The 18,387-nt window shown below is 72.0% G+C and carries 10 protein-coding genes and 1 pseudogene; 5 read left to right on the top strand and 6 right to left on the bottom strand.

Annotation, left to right across the window (positions count from 1 at the left end; translation table 11 throughout):
• Positions 1 to 181: 181 nt before the first annotated feature.
• Together HKK72_RS25745 and HKK72_RS25740 are read right to left on the bottom strand one after the other, a co-directional pair.
• Entirely contained in the window at positions 182 to 964 is a 783-nt protein-coding gene (locus HKK72_RS25745; RefSeq protein ID WP_187237005.1) for a S1 family peptidase, read from the bottom strand.
• 164 nt (positions 965 to 1,128) lie between these two features.
• Positions 1,129 to 2,904, bottom strand: a complete 1,776-nt coding sequence (locus HKK72_RS25740; protein ID WP_187237004.1) for a hypothetical protein — start codon at positions 2,902 to 2,904, stop codon at positions 1,129 to 1,131.
• A gap of 126 nt (positions 2,905 to 3,030) precedes the next feature.
• Here HKK72_RS25740 and HKK72_RS25735 point away from each other — a divergent pair, with 126 nt between their 5' ends.
• Positions 3,031 to 4,845, top strand: a complete 1,815-nt coding sequence (locus HKK72_RS25735; RefSeq protein ID WP_187237003.1) for a PQQ-binding-like beta-propeller repeat protein — start codon at positions 3,031 to 3,033, stop codon at positions 4,843 to 4,845.
• Between the two features lie 152 nt (positions 4,846 to 4,997).
• On the opposite strand, the gene HKK72_RS25730 is transcribed toward HKK72_RS25735, so the two are convergent.
• Positions 4,998 to 5,945 (bottom strand): methionyl-tRNA formyltransferase, encoded by a 948-nt coding sequence (locus tag HKK72_RS25730; RefSeq protein ID WP_187237002.1) that lies wholly within the window; start codon positions 5,943 to 5,945, stop codon positions 4,998 to 5,000.
• Between the two features lie 79 nt (positions 5,946 to 6,024).
• Between HKK72_RS25730 and HKK72_RS25725 the strand changes: the two are divergent.
• Together HKK72_RS25725 and HKK72_RS25720 are read left to right on the top strand one after the other, a co-directional pair.
• A pseudogene (locus HKK72_RS25725) lies at positions 6,025 to 7,541 on the top strand (amidohydrolase).
• Between the two features lie 127 nt (positions 7,542 to 7,668).
• On the top strand, positions 7,669 to 9,009 hold the full coding sequence (locus HKK72_RS25720) for a lysine N(6)-hydroxylase/L-ornithine N(5)-oxygenase family protein (protein WP_187237001.1): 1,341 nt from the start codon (positions 7,669 to 7,671) through the stop codon (positions 9,007 to 9,009).
• Between the two features lie 107 nt (positions 9,010 to 9,116).
• On the opposite strand, the gene HKK72_RS25715 is transcribed toward HKK72_RS25720, so the two are convergent.
• From HKK72_RS25715 to HKK72_RS25705, 3 genes are read right to left on the bottom strand one after another with little or no spacing between them, the layout of a single operon-like run.
• Positions 9,117 to 9,980, bottom strand: a complete 864-nt coding sequence (locus HKK72_RS25715) for an ABC transporter ATP-binding protein (RefSeq protein ID WP_187237000.1) — start codon at positions 9,978 to 9,980, stop codon at positions 9,117 to 9,119.
• A 1-nt stretch (position 9,981) separates the two neighbouring features.
• Entirely contained in the window at positions 9,982 to 11,061 is a 1,080-nt protein-coding gene (locus HKK72_RS25710) for a FecCD family ABC transporter permease (RefSeq protein ID WP_187236999.1), read from the bottom strand.
• On the bottom strand, positions 11,058 to 12,125 hold the full coding sequence (locus HKK72_RS25705; RefSeq protein WP_261987191.1) for a FecCD family ABC transporter permease: 1,068 nt from the start codon (positions 12,123 to 12,125) through the stop codon (positions 11,058 to 11,060). Before HKK72_RS25705 ends, HKK72_RS25710 begins: the two co-directional genes overlap by 4 nt.
• Before the next feature lie 184 nt (positions 12,126 to 12,309).
• Here HKK72_RS25705 and HKK72_RS25700 point away from each other — a divergent pair, with 184 nt between their 5' ends.
• Together HKK72_RS25700 and HKK72_RS25695 are read left to right on the top strand one after the other, a co-directional pair.
• Entirely contained in the window at positions 12,310 to 13,344 is a 1,035-nt protein-coding gene (locus HKK72_RS25700) for an iron-siderophore ABC transporter substrate-binding protein (protein WP_187236998.1), read from the top strand.
• Between the two features lie 122 nt (positions 13,345 to 13,466).
• The coding region (locus HKK72_RS25695) for a non-ribosomal peptide synthetase (RefSeq protein WP_315987448.1) at positions 13,467 to 18,387 on the top strand (4,921 nt) is incomplete at its 3' end.

The following is an 18,387-nucleotide window of genomic DNA, read 5'->3' as shown; positions in this document are numbered from 1 at the left end:
GACCATCCGGTTGGGCTCCGCCGACCACAGCAGATCCTCGCCGGCATAGCGCCGGTCCCAGGCGGCCGCGTCCATCATTCCTCCCACCGATGACTCCGACAGAATCCGACGTGGGAAGCGTTCCCACAGATCGCCGGCCCGGCCGCCCTGTTCAGGATCCGTCGGCGGGTGAACGTGGAGTTCAGGGAAGCGTGACGAACCTGCCGATGAACCCGCGGGCCGGGGCCGTGTCCAGACGGTAGTCGAAATTGGTCGCCGCGCAGGCGTCGTCGGCTCCGCTGATCGTCGTGGCGACCAAGAGGTCGGAGGCGGATCCGCCGAGGAAGTTCGGGCCGCCCGAGTCGCCGTAGCACGTTCCGCCCTCGCCGCTCGACGCGTCCGGTGTCAGCTCCAGCCACACCTTGCCGAGGGCCTTGAAGGAGATGGACGTCCGGTGACGTGTGTCGGTGTAGGTGAGCTGCGCTCCGTCGGTGCCGTCGGTCCCGTCGCCCGAGTTCACCGCGCCGAACCCGACAGGGGTGAACTCCGAGGTCTTCAGATCGCCGCCGGTGTTGAGCCGGTCGAGCATGCCCGCTGAGGGCAGCCTGGCGGGCCGGATGTTCGGGACGGCCCTGCTGAAGATGACGACGGCGATGTCATGGAGGTGCGACTCGGCGTCGTATCGGTCGTCGGCCACGTAGCGACCGGTGTAGACCTTGTCCCCGGGCTCGTAGTGGCTGGAGAAGGAGACGCGGGCGGTCTTCAGATCCGGTCCGCAGTGGGCGGCGGTGAGCAGGACGGTCGGCGAGATCAGCGTCCCGGTGCAGAACGCCCAGGTGCCGTCGTCGTTCGGCTGGTCGCTGAGGAGGGCCCCGACCTGGGGGTGGGCGCCGTGGTCGGCGTAGCCGTTGGTGATGGCCCAGGAGGGTGCGGCGACGCCCATGACCGCTGCGGCAAGAACCGTGATGAAAAGGACAAAACGCATGAACGGACTTTAAGCGCCCATGGGTTCAAATGGAACTTTTTTGGTAAAGATCTACTTACGGATTGTGAGGGCGCTCTCCCGACGTGACCCGGGGATCATGCTCGATTCCCTGCCGGCCCGGTGGGCGCCGTGCTCCTGCTCCCCAGGGGGAGGTCTTGGCCGCTCTACCTCCGGCGCAGTCCGTGGGTGATGCCGGCGGCGATCGTGGTGGCGAGGACCCAGCCCAAGGCGATGAGGCCGTAGGCGAGCCACTCCCAGCCGCCCGCCGGGACGTACGCCCTCCGCTGACCGAAGTCGATGATCGGCACCAGCAGGTCGGTGGTGTAGACGAACGGGTTGAAGGGCGGTGCCTTCCGGGAGTCGACCGGTACCGGCGGGTTCAGGTGGAACACGGTCGTGCCGGCGACGAGGAGCGCGGTGAGCCATCCGGCCGCCCGCCAGGGCCGGTAGCCGTAGCCGACCATCACGTCCTGCAGGTATCCCCAGGCCCTGGCCGGCCGCGGAAGAGTGGACCGGCGCCGCCGTTCTTTGGCCAGCAGCACCTCGCGGGCGTAGGCCTCGTGCCCGTGCCGCCGGTAGGTCTCGGCGAGCTGCTCGTACGGCTGCGGCCGGAAGCCCTGGGGCGCACGTCCGAGCCATTCGAGTCCGGTCCGGCTGTTCGCCGACGGCGCGATCGAGTTGTACGTGAGCCCGTCGAGGCGCAGCTCGGTGGGCGGCGCGTGCGGCGCGTGATGAATCAGGCCGATCTGGGCGTACCGCAGGTCGATGATCCCGCTGACCGGCTCGGCGAACAGCAGGATAAGTTCGCGGGCGGTGAGCCACCAGCAGCCCAGGCTGAGCGTGGAGCCGTCGGTGAGCCGGGCGTTGGAGAAGTCCAGCGGGCCGGTGACGTCCGCGCCGGAGAGCAGGATGTCGCCGCGCGCGGTGAAGTTCATCCGGCAGTACATGCCGTCCGCCGAGAGCCCGCTGGCGTGCAGTGCGATGCGGCCGGGATTGAGGAGGCGGGCGCCGTCCAAGACGAACGGGCCGCACAGGCGGGCGTTGAGCAGATGGATCTCGCCCTCGGCGACGAACCCGGCGCCGCAGCGCGTCTCGCCCTTGACCATGAGGCGGGCCGCTCGCAGAGCGTACGCCGTCGGCTGGACGAGATGGGCGCCGTCGAGCACGAGCCGGCCCTCGACCACCGCGCCGTCGAGGTCGATCTCCCCCTCCGAGACGAACCCGTTGTGGCACAGCAGATCGCCGCCCACCGTGATCCGCGGCGCCTCGAGCGCGCGCTCGCCGCCGTTGAGCAGCCTCGCCCCCTCGAGATCGAGCGTGTCCCCGATGCGGGCGCCGGGGAGCCGCATCTCACCGTGGGAGCGGAACCCGTCGCGGCACAGGATGTCGGCGTCCACCTTGAGCATGTCGGCCTCGAACGCCGGACGGGCCGGGTAGGGCGTGCCGTCGCCGAGCCGCGCGCCGTTCATGAACAGCGCGCCCGCGATGTGGGTGGCGATCAGACGTACGGACTTCTCGACGCGGGCGCCGTCGAACAGGAGATGGCCGTCGATGTGCGCCGTGGACGCGCGGAACCCGCCGAGCAGATGCGAGCCGGCCAGATCGATCTCCCGGGACTGCACGCCGTGCAGGTCGAGTTTGCTGTCGAAGTGGCAGTTCCGCAGGCTCAGCGCGTAGGCGACCGAGGCGAATCTGAGATCGAGGGTGCCGACGATTCGCGCGCCGCTCAGCCGTACGGCCGGCACGCCCGCGCGGGTCGAGATCTCCGATCTCACCAGGAGGGCGCGGATGACCTCGGCGCGCACGGTGCGCTCGGGCCCCCAGTGGGCGCCGTGCTCCGCGTCACCTGTGCCGAGGACGACACGTCTTCCCTTGGGGAACGCCTTCCAGAGCCTGCGCTCCGGCCTCGTCAGATCGTTCCACCGCAAATCGATCACCACCCCCGCCCGTCCATCAGCCGGCCGGCCGCCGGCGTTTCGGCGATGGCCGGTCCCGGACGGGACCGGCCCACAGACGGGCCGTGCTCGGATGGGAACGTCGTCGCACGAAGATCCGTCTCACCTCATATGGGAACGCGCGGATGGCACGGGTGGTTCGGGAGCGGAATTCTTTCGGCCGGTACGGCGGCGACCGGATGGGGGTACCTCGCCTGGGACTCGCTCCCCGGCGGGCCGGCGGGACCGCCGACCCCGGTGACGTTGGCGCTCGCCGGCGGGGTGGCGCCGCTGGCCGGACTGCTGATCGCGGTGGTCCGCGTGCGCCGTGCGGCGGCACCGGCCGCGGGCGGCGACCGGTTGATGAAGGACCGTCATGAGCATCGCCTGGCCTCGGCGGTCGCGCTCGCGCGCGGGTGGGCCTTCACGTCCGTGGTGATCCTGGGATCGCTCGCCGCCTATGCCTGGGTGCGGGTGTGGCGGGCGTTCGCCGGAGGACTCCCGGAACCAGCGGTGGCCGGTGTCGCCGTCGGGCTGACGGCGATGGTGGCCGGGCTCGTCCTGCTCGCGGTGGCGATGCCCGATGTGACGAGGAGGCCGTCGGCCCGCGGAGCGGCCGCCCTGGCCGGGGGCTTCGTCTCGGTGGCCTCGGTCGTGCTCGCCACGCTGGTCGCCGTCACGCTACTGCCCGTCGATGCCGTCACCGCGGCGAGATCCGGCGAATCGGCGCCCGTGCCCACCTCGGTCGGCAAGGTGGGCTGGCGGTGGCAGGCCCCGGACGGCGACCGGGTACGCGAGGTCGCCCGCGCGGGGGCCGGTGCCGTGGTGCGGATCGGCGACGGCGTAGTGGCACTGGACACCAGGTCCGGCCGGGAAAGGTGGCACTACCGTAGGCCCAGGGCGCAGACCGTCCAGCTCTTCGCCGCTCCCGACGGCAGCACGGTGATGGTCACCTTCCTGCCGGGCGGTTCGACGTCCGGCAAGAAGGTGCGGGCGGTGGTGCTGGACGCGCAGACGGGCGAGGTGCGTTCGGAGCATTCCCGGACCGGCGGAGCGGGAGGGCGGATCTGGCCGGTCGCGCTCAGCTCGCGTGGCCTCGTCGCCGAAGGCGAGCGAGGATTCGTCGGCCGGGACCTCGACACGATGGAGACGACGTGGAGGTACTCCGCGCCTGAGGGGTGCGCCGTGCCGCGACTGCGATCCCACGGGGCGTTGCGGGACGTGTTCGCCGTGGTGACCTACTGCGCGGAGGGCTTGGACGAGGACGGCCCGGACGAGAACACCCCGATGGAGCTGACGGTCGTCGCGGTCGGGCTCGATCCAAGGGACGGCTCCGAGGTCTGGCGGTACGAGCACAAGGCGACGACGGCGCCGTCCCGGGTCGAGGCGCGCGCGTCCACCGACGGCGGCGCTCTCTCGGTGGGCTGGACCGGTGCCGAGGGCGAAAGCGATGGGGTGGTGCTGGCTCAGGCGAACGGGCAGGTCATCGGGGACCACCGCGGCGGATTCGACCCTCGCTACGTGGTGACCGGCGCGTCGACGGGGCCCGCCGCCTTCAACGGCTTCGCGGCCGGCGGATTTCTCATCCCACCGGATCCGGGGGCCGAGCGCGTGGACTACCGCTGGCGGCCGTTCGGCGCGGGGGGCGAGCGAAAGGCGTCCCTGCCGAGGACGGAACGTGAGACACCGTCGAGGGCCGCTCTTCCGCTGGAGCGCGCGCTGCTCACCACGAGCACGTCGTACCGGATCGACGAAGCGGTGCCCATCACGGTGCTGGTCGCGCCCTGGGACACGGAGGGCACGGCGAAACCGGTGCGAATCACGGTGGAACCCGACCCCGTCCGGGGCGACGGCGACTCCCGGCCCGACTCGGTCCAGTTGCGGGCGGCACCGGGCGCGATCCTGGTCGTGGCCATCGAGACCCCGACGGTCACCGGACTGGTCTGAGCAGGCGGCCGACGATCACGAGCTCGACGGTGATCAGGACGGCGACCGCCTCGACGGTCGGCAGGCCGATCAGCACGAGCAACCGGACGGCGCCGGCCTGACCCGGATCGGCGCCGCCCAGCCGGTGTCGCCGGAGCGGCCGTCATCTCCGCTCAGGGGCGGCTGGTGAGGTAGCCGCCCATGGTCTTGAAGAACTCACCGGCGGCGAGCTCGGTGCCGTCGTCGGTGCGGACCCGTTCGATGAGCAGGCCCGGGTTGCGCCCGTGCCGCGCGTCGGCCCCGGCGACGATGACGACCCCGTCGCCCTCCTTGATGAAGATCCGGCCGGGCGTGCCGCCGTACCGGCCCTTCGAGGCGGACGCGGACAGGATGCGGACGCGCTCGCCCCGGTGGAACGTGAAGGCGTTGGGGTACGGGTCGGACTGAGCGCGGACCAGGTTGGCGATGTCGCGCGCCGGCCAGGTCCAGTCGATGCGGCTGTCCTCGATCGACCGCTTGTGGAAGAAGCTGGCCTTCGACCTGTCCTGCGGGGTCCAGTCGGCACGGCCCGAGGCGATCAGGTCGAGCCCGTCGACCGTGATCGGGCCGAACAGCTTGATCGTCTTGTGGAACAGGTCCGTCGCGGTGTCGGTCGGCCCGACCGGGACGGCCCGCTGCAGGACGACGTCACCGGCGTCGAGCTCGTCGGTCATGATGTGCGCGGTGACGCCGACCTCGCTCTCATCGTTGATGAGCGCCCAGATGAGCGGTGAGAACCCGGCGTAGGCGGGCAGCAGCGAGTCGTGGACGTTCAGGGTGCCGTGCGGCGGCAGGTCGAAGATGTGCGGCGGGATCCACGTGCGCCAGTTGGTCGCCACGATGATGTCCGGCTCGGCCGCCTTGAGCCGGTGGAGCAGTTCCTCGTCGCCCGGCCGGTTGCGCAGGATGACCGGGACGCCGTGCTTCTCGGCCAGGTCGGCCACGGAGTCGCTCCAGATCTTCTCGTAGGCGTGGTCGCTCTTCGGATGCGTGACGACCAGGGCGACCTCGTGTTCCGAGGCGAGCAGCGCCTGCAGCGTGCGATGCCCCCAGGTCTGGTAACCGAACATGACGACCCGCATGAAATCTCCTTCTCGCGTGGACATGACCTAGAGAAGTAAAGCAAGGCTAACCTAACCGGGCAATGCCCGAACGGTGCTCATGTCCGTCCGACGAGAGGCTCCCATGATACTCGACCTGAAGCTGGAAGGGGGCCGGGTCATCACGATGGACCCGGCCCGTCCCGTCGCCGGCACGATCGGAATCTGGCGGGGCCGGATCGCCGGGCTGGACGACGAGGTCGCGGGTCTGCGGGCGGCGCGGGTCGTCGACCTGGACGGCGCGACCGTACTGCCCGGCTTCATCGACGCCCACACTCACCTCGCCTGGGCGGGCATGGCCGCACGGACGGTCGACATCTCCGCGCACGAGCGCATCGAGCGGATTCTCGGCACGATCGGAGCCGCGGCCCGCCGGGCCGAGGGCGACGGCTGGCTGGAGGTCTCCGGCTACGACCACCGGCGGCTGGAGCGCCCGTTGACCGCCGCCGACCTCGACCAGGTCGCACCGGGGCGGCCGGTGTACGTACAGGACCTCTCCGGTCACGCGTGCGTGGTCAACGCTGCGGTGCTCGCCCTGCTGCCACAGGAGGCGCTGCGCACAGCGCCCGGCAGTGCCTGGCCGAGGGCGTGACCATGTGCGCTGAGGCCGGCGTCGGTGGCGGGCTCGTCGGGCACAGCCCCGTCGAGGTGGCGGTCTACCAGCGGATGGCAGAGGAGCGGCGGCTGCCGATCAGGATGCAGCTGATGGTCGCCTCCGAGTTCCTGCGGCCGGCCGGCGCGCACCCGGCGGACGGGACGCCCCGCTCGGTCGAGCTCGGCCTGCGCACCGGGCTCGGCGACGACCGCCTGTCGATCGGCGCGCTCAAGGTCTTCCTCGACGGCGGGATGATGGCGCGGACCGCCGCGCTGACGAGCCCGTACGAGCGGGTCGGCGGGACGGGGCAGCTGCAGGACGAGCCCGAGGCGCTCGCCGCGCTCATCGTCGACGGGCACCTCGCCGGCTGGCAGCTCGCCGTCCACGCGATCGGCGACCGAGCAGTCGACCTCGCCCTCGACGCCCTCGACGAGGCCCAGCGCAGGCGGCACCGGCCCGGCGCACGGCATCGCATCGAGCACTGCGGGCTCGTCCGCCCGGACCAGCTCGACCGGCTGGCCTCGGCCGGGGTCGTGCCGGTGATCCAGCCCGCGTTCCTGTGGGCCTACGGCGACGACTACTCCGAGGTGATGGGCGCGGGGCGGGCGCCGTGGATGTACCGGGGGCGTTCCTTCCTCGACCGGGGCATGACCGTGGCCGGCAGCTCCGACCGGCCGGTGGCCGCCGGTGCGCCGCTGCGCGCCGTCCAGTTCATGGCCGAGCGGCTCTCGTCCGGCGGCCGCGCCGTCGGCCCCGGCGAACGCGTCGCCGTCGACGAGGCGCTGGCGGCCTACACGCGGGGAGGCGCGTACGCCTGCCGCAGCGACGACGTGCTGGGCAGCGTGACGACGGGCAAGCTCGCCGATCTCGTCGTGCTCGGCGACGACCCGAGGAGGGTCGAGGTGTCGCGCATCGCGGACATCGAGGTGCTGGCGACGGTCGTCGGAGGCGACCCGGTGTACGACCGGGCGGGTCTGCGATGAGCGGGTCGGAACGTTCTTGACACGTTTCGACCCCGATGGTTGGGTGACGTTAGGCGCCTTGGTTAGGTGAGCCTTACCTAATTTTATTCGCGAGCTGCTTCAGCCCGACCTTTTCGAAAGGGCGCACATGTCCGTCTCGGAACCGCATGTCCATGACCTGGTCGGGATCGGCTTCGGCCCGTCGAACCTGGCCCTCGCGATCGCGCTGCGCGAGCACAACGCAGAGGCGGACGAGACCATCGACGCGGTGTTCTTCGAGAAGCAACCGGCCTTCGGCTGGCATCGCGGCATGCTCATCGAGGGCACGACCATGCAGGTGTCGTTCCTCAAGGACCTGGTGACCGTGCGGAACCCGGCGAGCGAGTTCGGCTTCCTGTCGTATCTGCAGGCCAAGGGCAGGCTGGTCGACTTCATCAACCACAAGACGATGTTCCCCTCCAGGGTCGAGTTCCACGACTACCTGGAGTGGGCGGCGAGCCGGTTCACCGACCAGGTGCGGTACGACTCCGAGGTGGTCTCGGTCAGCCCGGTCACCGTCGATGGAACGGCCGAGTACCTCGACGTCGTCGTCCGCCGAGGGGGCGGCGCCGCCCAGACGGGGCGGGCGGCGTCGAGCACCGAGCTGACGACGTGCCGCACCCGCAACCTCGTCATCGCGGCCGGGCTCGACCCGGTGCTGCCCGCGGGCGTGGTGGCCGGGGAGAAGGTGTGGCACAGCCACGAGCTGCTCACCCGGCTGCCCGAGCTGGCCGACCCCCGGCGCATCCTCGTGGTCGGGGCCGGGCAGAGCGCCGCCGAGGTCACCGAGCACCTGCACACCACCTTCCCGGCCACGGAGGTGTGCGCCGTCTTCACGAAGTACGGCTACACGCCCGCCGACGACAGTTCCTTCGCCAACCGCATCTTCGACCCCAAGGCGGTCGAGCACTACTACGCGGCCCCCGAGGAGGTGAAGCGGATGCTGCTGGCCTACCACGGCTCCACCAACTACTCGGTGGTCGACCTCGAGCTCATCGACGAGCTCTACCGCCGGGTCTACCAGGAGAAGGTGCGGGGCGCCGAGCGGTTGCGCATCCTCAACGCCTCGCGCGTCGTCGACCTCGACGCCCGCCCGGACGGCGTCCGCGCCACGGTCGAGTTCCTGCCCACCGGCGCGCGCGCCGGCCTCGACGCAGACCTTCTCGTCTACGCCACCGGCTACCGGCCCGGTGACCCGCTGGCCCTGCTGGGCGAGGTGGGGGAACGCTGCCGCACGCGTGCCGAGGGCGGCCTGCGCGTCGAGCGCGACTACCGGGTGGCGACCACCGACGACGTACGCTGTGGCATCTACCTGCAGGGCGCCACAGAGCACACCCACGGGCTGACTTCGACGCTGCTGTCCAACACCGCCGTACGAGCCGGTGAGATCGTCGGCTCCATCGCCGCGCGCTCGGCCGCCGCCCCGCCGCCGTACGCGTTGACCCGCTGAACGGCCTGACCCGCTGAACGCATTGACCCGCTGAACGCGAAGCGGCCCCGCCCCGGCGTCCTGCGACCGGGTGCGGGGCCGCCGCGGTTCAGTCCCCGGCCGTCAGGTCAGCGCGCCGCCTCGGCGGAACGCTCGGAGTGGTGGCGGCCCATCGGGATGACCAGCGGCGTGCCGCTGACCGGGTCGGTGACGACCTGGCAGCGCAGGTCGAAGACCTCCTCGACCAGATCGGCGTCGACGATCTCGGCGGGGTCGCCGGCCGCTACGACACGGCCCTCCTTCATCGCGATGACGTGGTCGGCGTAACGGCACGCCTGGTTCAGGTCGTGCAGGACCATCACGATCGTGCGGTGCTCGCGCCGGTTCAGGTCGACGACCAGGTCGAGGACGTCGATCTGGTGCGCGAGGTCGAGGAACGTCGTCGGCTCGTCGAGCAACAGCACCGGGGTGCTCTGGGCGACGGCCATGGCGATCCAGGCCCGCTGGCGCTGCCCGCCGGAGAGCTCGTCCACCGGGCGGCGCGCCTGGTCGAGCATCGCGGTCGCCTTCAGCGCCTCGGTCACGGCCTTCTCGTCGGACGACGACCACTGGCGCCACCACGACTGGTGCGGCGCCCGTCCCTGGCCGACCAGGTCGATGACGGTGAGCCCTTCGGGGGCGATCGGCGCCTGCGGCAGGATGCCCAGCTGCTGGGCGACCCGCCGGGTCGGCATGGAGTGGATCGAACGGCCGTCCAGGTGCACCGCGCCCGTACGCGGCGTGAGCAGCCGGGCCAGCGCCCGCAGGAGGGTGGACTTGCCGCACGCGTTCGCGCCCACGATGACGCTGATCCGGCCGGGCGGGATGGTCAGGTCGAGCCCGTCCACGACCACCCGGTCGCCATAGGCAAGGCGCAGCCGGTCGGCGCGCAGCTCGGGGGCGCTCGGCGCTCCCTGCGGCGATGCCGTGCCGTTCGGCGACTCCGATGTCACTTCAGCCTCCTGAGCCGGTGCGGTTGGCCCTGGCGAGCAGCCAGAGCAGGAACGGTGCGCCGAGCACGCCGGTGACCACGCCGACCGGCAGCTCCATGTCGGTGATGAGCCGTCGCCCGATCAGGTCGCTGACCAGTACGATCAGGGCGCCCGTGAGGGCCGAGGCGGTCAGCGGCGGCCACGCCGTACGGGCCAGGCGCAGGGCGATCTGCGGGGCGACGAGCGCCACGAAGGCGATCGGCCCGGCCGCCGCGGTGCCGAAGGCGACGAGCCCGACGCCGGTCAGCAGGAGCGCCAGCCGGGCGCGTTGTACGGGTATGCCGAGTCCGACCGCGACCTCGTCGCCCAGTTGCAGCGTGCGCGTCCAGCGGCTCAGCAGGAGCGCGGCCGGCAGGAGCACGGCCATGGTCAGCGCGAGCGGCCGCACATGACCCCAGTTGCGGTTGCCCAGGTCGCCGAAGAGCCAGCCCAGCGCCTGTTGCGCCTCGTACAGTCGCGCCCGCGCGATGAGGTACTCGGTCGTGCTGGTGAACAGCCAGGACACCCCGATGCCGACGAGGATGATGCGGTATCCGGTGGTACCGCGCTTCCAGGCCAGTACATAGATGAGGAGCGCGGTGATGAGCGCGCCCGACAGCCCGAGCGTCTGGGTGCCGATCCCGGTGCCGAAGCCGAGGACCAGGCCCGCGACGACGGCCGTCCCCGCCCCCGCGGTGATCCCGATCATGTCGGGACTGGCCAGCGGGTTGCGGGTCATGGTCTGGAACAACGCGCCCGAGACGCCGAAGGCGGCGCCGACCAGCAGCCCGGTCAGCGCCCTGGGCAGCCGCAGCTCCTGAATGATGAGCAGCGTGCCCCCGTCGCCCGATCCCCAGAGGGCGGGGACGACGTCCGAGAGCGCGAGGGGATAGTCGCCCGTGGCGATCCCGAAGCAGAAGACGGCGAACGTGGCTGCGGCGAGCAGCAGGCACACGACCAGCAACCGGGGACGCAGCAGCCCCGAGACGGGCGGGCGGGTGACGCGGACGGCGGTGCGGCCGGCCGTCCGGCTCAGCTCGACGCGGGGAATCAGGCCGGTCATGTGGTGAGCTCCGCGAGCCGGCGCCGGCGGACCAGCGCGATGAAGAAGGGCGCGCCGATGAAGGCGACGACGATGCCGACCTGAACCTCCTGGGGCCGGGCGATGAAGCGTCCGGCGATGTCGGCCATGAGCAGCAGGCACGGGGCGAGCAGCATGGAGAAGGGCAGCAGCCACCGCTGGTCGGGCCCGGTGATGATGCGGGCCGCGTGCGGGACCACCAGACCGACGAAGACGATCGGCCCCACGACCGCCACGGCCCCGCCGGTGAGCAATGTCACCGCCAGGAGTCCCTGGAGGCGGACCAGGCCGGGCCGGCGACCGAGCGAGGCGGCGACGTCGTCGCCGAGTGACAGATTGTTCAGCGCGGGGCCGCTGCCGAGAGCGAGGAGCGCTCCAACGAGCAGGAACGGCAGGACCTGCAGGATGACCGGCATGTCCCGGCCGGCGAGCGAGCCGGCGGACCAGAACCGGTAACGGTTGAGCGCCTCGGGCGAGATCAGGGCCAGCGCGCCGGTGAGCGAGCTCATCATGAAGGTGACGGCGACACCGGCCAGCGCGAGCTTGACCGGCGTCGTGCCGTGCCGGCCGAGACCGCCGAGGACGTACACGACGACGCTCGCGATGAGCGCTCCCGCGAAGGCGAACCAGATCGTGCCGTACAGCGAGGTGATCCCGAGCAACCCGATCGCCACGACGATGCCCAGCGCCGACCCCGCGCTCACTCCCATCAGGCCCGGATCCGCGAGCGGATTGCGGGTCAGCGCCTGCATGACCGCGCCCGCCAGCCCGAGCGCGGCGCCCGCGGCCAGCCCGAGCACGGTACGCGGCACGCGTACGCCCCACACGATCGCGTCGGCCTGCGTGTCGCTCGAGTGCAGGAGCGTTCCGACGACGTCCCCGAGCGGGATCTGGCGGCTGCCGACCGCGATCGATACCAGGCACATAAGCACGAGCGCACCGAGCGTCAGCACCAGCAGGATCGGGCGGCTCAACGCGCGCGTTCGCGTCGGCGCCGCCTCGGGGCGCTGGGTGAGCCCGCCGGTCGGCGGCTCCATGTCGAGCATCACGCCCCCAACTTGATCTTTAGGTTAGGCATACCTTACTCGCAGGTTCGTGACCCCGGCCAGCCTGGACCCGACCGGCCGATGGCCCGGTCTTGTCATTAGGGAAGCCTTACCTTAGTGTCGCGTTCGCCGGGTGGCGGCGACGGGCGCCCTCGGTCTGTAACCGAGCTGCGAAGGGATGCCGATGTCCACTGCTCCACCGCTCTCCGAGCGGGTCCGGCCGTCGATCCTCGTCCTGACGTTGGTGTTGGCGCTGTCGCTGGTGCTCGCCGCGTGCGGGGGCGGGGACGACGACGCGGCCCAGAAGAGCGAGCCGGCCAAGGCCCAGGGCGCCTTCCCCGTGCGCATCGACCACAAGTACGGCACGACCGAGATCAAGGCTCCCGCGAAGCGCGTCGTGACGCTCGGCCTCAGCGACCAGGACGCGGTGCTCGCGCTCGGCGTCAAGCCGGTCGGCGCCGTCGACTGGTTCAAGGAGCGTCCGTTCGGCAAGTGGGCGTGGACCCAGCAGCTCTGGGGAGCCTCCCCGCCGACCATCGTCGGGGAACGTGACAACTTCAACATCGAGAAGATCGCGGTCCTCAAGCCCGACCTCATCATCGCGCTCTACTCGGGGATGAAGAAGGCGCAGTACGACGCGCTGAGCAGGATCGCGCCGACGGTCGGGCAGCCGCTGAAGTACGACGACTACGCGGCGCCGTGGCAGGAGATGACCCGCATGACGGGCCGCGCCCTCGGCATGGAGGCCCGCGCGAACGAGCTGATCACCAAGATCGACCAGCGCTTCGCGCAGGTGCGCAAGGAGCACCCCGAGTTCGCCGGGAAGACGACGGCGGTCATCGACCCCTACGAGGCCGGGAAGTACGCGGTCTTCGCCCCCAATGACCCCAAGGTCGTGTTCATGACCTCCCTGGGCTTCAGCGTGCCCGACAAGGTGACCAAGGCGGTCGGCAAGGAGTACGCGGCCGAGATCGGCTCCGAGCGGCTGGACCTGGTGGACGTCGACCGGCTCGTGTTCCTCACCGGCGACCCGACGGCGCAGAAGCGGGTCGAGGGCGACAAGGTCTTCGGCACGCTCAAGGCGGCCAAGGAGAAGCGGGCGCTGTTCGTGCCGTACGAGGACCCGCCCGTCGGCGCCGCGCTGTCGTTCAACACCGTCCTGAGCGTGCCCTACGCCATCGATCAGATCATCCCTCTCCTCACCGTCCTGGCGAGCTGAAGGCGGCGGTCCCGGCGGCACCGCCGCCGGGACCGCGCTGAACGCGAGGGTCCGGGGCCGTGGGTGAACCATGCCCAAAAGGCGACGTGTGCTCGACAGGCACTGTGTCGGAAAGGCGAAGCGTGTCCGTTGACGAAGAGATGACCGGCGGGCGGCGGGCGCTCACCGACGAGGAACTCCACCGGATGCTCGTCGACTGGAACGACACCGAGTGTCGCGTGCCCCCGGCGACCCTTCCGGAGCTGTTCGAGGCGCAGGTGCGGCGCGACCCCGGCGCGGTGGCGCTGGTGTTCGAGGACACCGAGCTGTCGTACGCGGAGCTGAACGCGCGGGCCAACCGGCTGGCGCACGAGCTGATCCGCCGGGGCGTCGGACCGGAACGCGTGGTCGGGCTGGCGCTGCCGCGCTCGGTGGAGCTGATCGTCGCGGAGCTCGCCGTGCTCAAGGCCGGCGGGGCCTATCTGCCGATCGATCTCGACCTCCCGGCGGAGCGCATCGCCTTCATGCTGGACGACGCCGGTCCGGCCTGTCTGGTCACCACGGCCGCGCTGACCGAGTGCGTGCTCGACACCGCGACGCCGCTGCTGGTCCTCGACGAGCCGCGGACGGCCGCCGAGGTCGCCGGCCGATCCGACGCGGACCCGGCGGACGAAGACCGGCGGGGGCGGCTGAACGTGCTCAACGCCGCCTACGTCATCTACACGTCCGGCTCGACGGGGCGGCCCAAGGGCGTCGTGCTCTCGCACTCGGGCGTCGCCAAGCTGGTCGCGACCCAGACCGAGCGGTTCGGCGTCGGCCCGGCCAGCCGGGTCCTGCAGTTCGCCTCACCCGGCTTCGACGTCGCCTTCTGGGACCTGTGCCTCGGGCTGTTGTCCGGCGGGCGCCTGGTCATCGTCCCGTCCGAGCGGCGGGTGCCCGGCGCGCCCCTCGCCGACTATGCCCGTCAGCACGGCGTCGACTTCATGATCCTGCCGCCTGCGCTGCTGGCCGCGATGCCCGAGGACTGCGTGCTGCCCGAGCCCGCCACCCTGCTCGCCGGCACCGAGCGGGTGTCGCCCGAACTCGTCGCCCGCTGGGGGCGAGGCCGGCGGATGTTCAACGCCTACGGGCCCACCGAGGCGACGGTGAACTCCACGCTCGGTGAGTGCGAACCAGACACGCAGACCGGGCCGTCGGTGCCCATCGGGCGGCCCGACCCCGGCACTCGCGCCTACGTGCTCGACGCCGCCCTGCGGCCGGTGCCCGTCGGCACTGAGGGCGAGCTGTACCTCGGCGGGCTCGGGCTGGCGCGCGGCTACCTCGCCCGCCCGGGGCTGACCGCCGAGCGGTTCGTGGCCGATCCGTTCGGCCCGCCAGGTGAGCGGCTGTACCGTACGGGCGATCTCGTGCGGTGGCTGCCCGACGGGCGGCTGGAGTTCATCGGCCGATCCGACGACCAGGTCAAGCTCCGGGGCTATCGCATCGAGCCGGGCGAGATCGAGTCGGTGCTGGAGGCGCATTCCTCGGTCGCCCAGGCCGCGGTGGTGGCGCGCGAGGACCGGCCGGGTGAGAAGCGGCTCACGGCCTACGTCGTGCCGGCGGCGAGCCGGCGCTCGGGCACCGACCGGGACGAGCGCGAAGAGAGGGAACAGGTCGGTGCCTGGAAGGGCCTGCACGAGCTGCTTTACACGGCGGCGCGGTCGGAGGGCCTCGCCGAGAACTTCACCGGCTGGAACAGCACCTACGACGGCATGCCGATCCCGCTGGAGCAGATGCGGGACTGGCGTGACGCCGCCGTCGAGCGGATCACGGCGCTGCGGCCGCGCCGGGTGCTCGAGATCGGTGTGGGCAGCGGCCTGATCCTGTCGCGCGTCGCCCCCGGCTGCGACGCCTACTGGGGCACCGACGTGTCCGAGGAGGCGATCGAGACCCTGCGGCGTCAGGTGGCCGAGGTACCCGGGCTGACCGGCCGCGTCGAGCTGCGGGCACAGCCCGCGCACGTCTTCGACGGCCTGCCGGACGGGTTCTTCGACACGGTCGTCGTCAACTCCGTGGCGCAGTACTTCCCCAGTGCCGACTATCTCGCCGACGTGCTGCGCGAGGCGATGCGGCTGCTGGTCCCCGGCGGGTCGGTCTTCGTCGGCGACGTGCGGAACCTGCGGCTGCTGCGGTGCCTGCGCAGCGCGGTCGAGCTGCGCCGCCGCGATCTCACGGCGGCCGAGGGCGGGGGCGACCCCGCCGTACGGGCGGCGGTCGACCAGGCGGTGACCTGGGAGGGCGAGCTGCTCATCGACCCCGACTTCTTCGCGGCCCTGCGGCGCGCCGTCGCCGACATCGACGGCCTCGACCTGCGGGTCAAGCGCGGTCGTCACCACAACGAGCTGACCCGTTACCGCTACGACGTCGTCCTGCGCAAGCGTCCGGGCGCGGCGGGTGGGCAGGGCGGGCCGCATCTGGCGATGCCGGAACAGGTGCTGCGATGGGCCGAGGAGATCGGCGGGCCGACCGAGCTGGCCGCTTGGCTCACCGAGCGGCGTCCCGCCCGGGTGCGGTTGACCGAGGTGCCGAACGCGCGGCTCACCGAGGACCTCGAAGCCCTGCGGGCGCTGACCCCGGCCGGCCACGCGGACGGCCCGTACGGCGGCGTATCGAGGACCGCGGTCGACCCGGAGGACCTCCACGACCTCGGCGCCGAACTCGGCTACCGGGTGGCCGTGACCTGGTCGGCCCGGCCGGCCGAGGGCCGCCTCGACGTGGTGTTCACCGGCGCCGGCACTGGCACCGGCCACGGCATCGACCGGGCGACCGAGCACGCCACCGGTGGTGGCGCGGCCGAGCGCTCCGCGGCGGGCGACCCGAACGACGGCGCGTACGACGAGGTGTACCGGCCGGCCCGCGCGTCGCTGGACAGGACGCCACTGTCGTCGCTGGCCAACGTGCCCGCCGGGTTCCGCGACGTCGGCACGCTGATGAAGATCCTGCGGTCGTACGCGCTGGACCGGCTGCCCGAGTACATGGTGCCGTCGGCGTTCGTGCCGCTCGACAGCCTGCCGGTGACGACCAGCGGCAAGCTCGATCGCCGGGCGCTGCCGGCACCCGACCTGTCCGTGCTCACCACCGGCACCCGGCCGCGCGACGCGCGCGAGGAGCTCCTGTGCACGTTGTACGCCGAGGTCCTCGGCCTGCCACGGGTCGGGATCGAGGACGACTTCTTCGCACTGGGCGGCGACAGCATCGTCGCGATCCGGCTGCTGATCGGCGCGCGTGACGCGGGGCTGGCGCTCAGCCCCGCCGACGTCTTCCGGCACCGCACCGTCGCCGCGCTGGCCGCCATCGGCGACCGGCGCGACGCCGAAAGTGACGGCACGGACGGGGCCGAGGACGGCGACCCGCTGGAGCCCGGCGGCGAACTGCCGCTGTCGCCCCTCCAGGAGGGTTTCTTCTACCACGCGCTGGCCGACGAGTCGGGCGCCGAGGTCTACGTCGTCCACCAGACGGCCGAGCTGCGCGGGCCGGTCGACGCGACGGCCCTGCGCCGGGCCGCACAGGCCCTGCTCGACCGGCACGACGCCCTGCGGTCCGGGTTCCGTCAGCACCCGGACGGGCGCGTCGTGCAGTTCACCGCCGACGACGTCACATTGCCCTGGCGGGAGGCCGACCTGTCCGGCGGCGACGAGGCGGCCCGAGCCGAGCGCCTCGAGGCACTGACCGCCGGTGAGCGTGCCCGCCCCTTCGACCTGGAGCGGCCACCGCTGCTGCGCTGCGTCCTCATGCGGCACGCTCCGGACCGGCATGTCCTGCTGCTGGTGCTCCACCACATCCTGGCCGACGGCTGGTCGGTGCCGATCATGCTCAGGGAACTGCTCGCGCTCTACGCCCCGGACGGTCGGGCGCCGTCGCTGCCGCCGGTCACCCCCTACCGGGACTACCTCGGCCGGCTGGCGTCCCTCGACCGGGACGCCGCACGGCAGGCGTGGCGGGCCGCGCTGGCGGGGGTCGACGGGCCGACCCGGCTGGTGCCCCCCGGCTCAGAGGGCGGTGAGCGAGCCGCCCGCCCAGAGCGGATCCGGATCGACCTGCCCGAGGAGCTCACCGCGGCGCTGGTCGCCCGCGCCCGTGAGCGCGGGCTGACGCTGAACACCCTCGTGCAGGGGGCGTGGGGACTGCTGCTGGGCCGGCTCACCGGTCGCGGCGACGTGGTGTTCGGCACCACGGTCTCGGGTCGCGCCGCCGATGTCCCCGGCGTCGAGGCGATGGTGGGCCTGTTCATCAACACGCTGCCGATGCGGATGCGCTGGCGGCCGGACGAGCCGCTCGGCGCCGCACTGGAGAGGCTGCAGGCCGAGCAGGTCGAAGTGCTCGACCACCAGCACCTCGGGCTGGCGGAGATCCAGCGGCTCACCGGCCAGAGCGAGCTCTTCGACACTCTCGTCGTCTTCGAGAACTACGCCGCCGCCGGCGACCTGCGGGACCGCACGGGCGCGCTGCGGATCACCGGCCAGGAGTTCACCAGCAGCGGGCACTACCCGCTCGCCCTGATCGTGCTGCCCGGGCAGCGGCTGGGGCTCCGGTTCGAGCACGACGCGGGGCGGCTCGACCGCGCCGCCGTGGAGCGGATCGCCGATCGCCTGACCCTGATCCTCGCGGCGGTCGCCGCCGATCCGGACCGGCCGGTCGCGACCGTCGAGCTCCTGTCGGCCGGCGAGAGCCGGCGCGAGGCGGCCGCCCTCACGGGAGCGCAGCGGCGCGTTCCACCGGTCACGCTGACCGACGCCTTCGAGAGCCGGGCCGTCCGGTGCCCTGACGCGACGGCGCTCGTGTCCGGCGGCGAGCCGATGACCTACGCCGAACTCGACCGGCGTGCCGAGGCGCTCGCCGAGCGCCTGCGCCTGCGGGGAGCCGGTTCCGAGGTCGTCGTGGCGGTGGCCGTGCCCCGCTCGGCCGAACTGATCGTGGCGCTCCTCGGGGTGCTGAAGTCGGGTGCCGCCTATCTGCCGATCGACGTGGACTACCCCGCCGACCGGGTGGCGTTCATGCTCGCCGACTCGTCGGCGCGCATCGCCG

Origin of the sequence: Actinomadura sp. HBU206391, assembly GCF_014323665.1 — a bacterium.
Lineage (GTDB): Bacteria > Actinomycetota > Actinomycetes > Streptosporangiales > Streptosporangiaceae > Actinomadura_C.
The sequence above is the reverse complement of the archived record's forward strand: the minus strand, read 5'-3'. Positions and strand labels throughout refer to the sequence as shown.